Source organism: Curtobacterium sp. B18 (genome assembly GCF_000333375.1).
Lineage (GTDB): Bacteria > Actinomycetota > Actinomycetes > Actinomycetales > Microbacteriaceae > Curtobacterium.
Genome location: NZ_BACZ01000207.1, coordinates 1 through 946 on the forward strand (window position 1 = coordinate 1; position 946 = coordinate 946).

At 66.5% G+C, this 946-nt stretch carries 1 rRNA gene and 1 pseudogene; both read left to right on the forward strand.

Features of this window, described 5'->3' with window-relative positions:
* The first annotated feature begins 59 nt into the window (after nucleotides 1–59).
* Nucleotides 60–176, forward strand: a 5S ribosomal RNA gene (rrf, locus tag I5E_RS05500).
* Nucleotides 177–303: 127 nt separating this feature from the next.
* A pseudogene (locus tag I5E_RS21250) lies at nucleotides 304–906 on the forward strand (glutamate--tRNA ligase); the annotation flags it as partial.
* Between the last annotated feature and the right edge of the window lie 40 nt (nucleotides 907–946).

The following is a 946-nucleotide window of genomic DNA, read 5'->3' on the forward strand; positions in this document are numbered from 1 at the left end:
ACTGAATACTTCAGCTACAGCTGGGGAACAGTTTTGATCCAGGATTGGGTCGAAAGTGTTCCGGTGGTCATAGCGAGAGGGAAACGCCCGGTCACATTCCGAACCCGGAAGCTAAGCCTCTCAGCGCCGATGGTACTGCAAGGGGGACCTTGTGGGAGAGTAGGACGCCGCCGGACTCAACGTTGGTAACACCAGGGAACCCCTGACCAGTACTGGTCAGGGGTTTTCTGCGTTCATCGGGGGCCGCGACGTCATCTGCCGTGCCTCGTTCGGCAGGGTCCCGGCCGGTAGGATCGTGGTGTCATGACTGCGCCATTCACCACCGCCTCCGGCTCCGATGTCCGTGTCCGTTTCTGCCCGAGCCCGACCGGCACGCCGCACGTCGGACTCATCCGCACCGCCCTCTTCAACTGGGCGTACGCACGGCACACCGGCGGCAAGCTCGTGTTCCGCATCGAGGACACCGACGCTGCGCGCGACAGCGAGGAGTCGTACGAGCAGATCCTCGAGGCGCTGCGCTGGCTCCGCCTCGACTGGGACGAGGGCGTCGAGGTCGGTGGGCCGCACGGTCCCTACCGGCAGTCCGAGCGGTCGGACGTCTACGACGACGTCATCGCGAAGCTCAAGGCCTCCGGGCACGTCTACGAGTCGTTCGTGACGCCCGAGGAGATGGAGGCCCGCAACACCGCGGCCGGCCGTGACCCCAAGCAGGGCTACGACAACCACGAGCGTGACCTCAGCGACGCCGAGCGGCAGGCCTTCCGCGACCAGGGCCGTGAGCCGGCGCTCCGGCTGCGCGTGCCCGACCGCGACCTGAGCTTCCAGGACCTCGTGCGCGGTGAGATCACGTTCAAGCAGGGCCACTTCCCGGACTTCGTCGTCGTCCGCCCGAACGGGAAGCCGCTCTAACACTTCACCACCCCGGGGGACGACCCGCTCATGGGGG